1 protein-coding gene and 1 pseudogene are annotated in these 474 nt (G+C 62.0%); both read left to right on the top strand.

The features are described 5' to 3' along the window. Positions 1-95 (top strand): annotated as a pseudogene (locus Dpoa2040_RS04735) (citrate lyase ACP); the annotation flags it as partial. Beyond that, the coding region (locus tag Dpoa2040_RS04740) for an aldolase/citrate lyase family protein (protein ID WP_246867248.1) at positions 95-474 on the top strand (380 nt) is incomplete at its 3' end. The pseudogene Dpoa2040_RS04735 and the gene Dpoa2040_RS04740, both read left to right, overlap by 1 nt.

The following is a 474-nucleotide window of genomic DNA, read 5'->3' on the forward strand; positions in this document are numbered from 1 at the left end:
ACAAGGGCGCGCTGGACTGCGTGATCCGCGCGCGGGTACAGAGTGCGGTGCTGCGGGCCGCCGGTGTTGACGAGATTGACTGGGAGAAACTGTAATGAGCGCCACGACTCAGCCGAAAAAACTGCGCCGCAGCATGTTGTTCCTGCCGGGCGCGAATGCCGCCATGCTGTCCAACGCCTTTATCTACCGGCCTGACTCCATCATGTTCGACCTGGAGGATGCGGTGTCGCTGCGCGAGAAAGATACCGCGCGGCTGCTGGTGTACCATGCGCTGCAGCACCCGATGTACCGGGACATTGAAACCGTGGTGCGCATCAACCAGCTCAACACCCCGTTCGGTCTGAAGGATCTGGAAGCGGCGGTGCGGGGCGGGGTGGATGTGATTCGTCTGCCGAAAACCGATTCCACCGCGGATGTCGATGAACTGGAGCACCACCTGGTGCGCATCGAAAAGGCGTGCGGGCGTGAAGTCGG

Origin of the sequence: Dickeya sp. CFBP 2040 (assembly GCF_012273755.1) — a bacterium.
GTDB classification, from domain to species: domain Bacteria; phylum Pseudomonadota; class Gammaproteobacteria; order Enterobacterales; family Enterobacteriaceae; genus Dickeya; species Dickeya poaceiphila.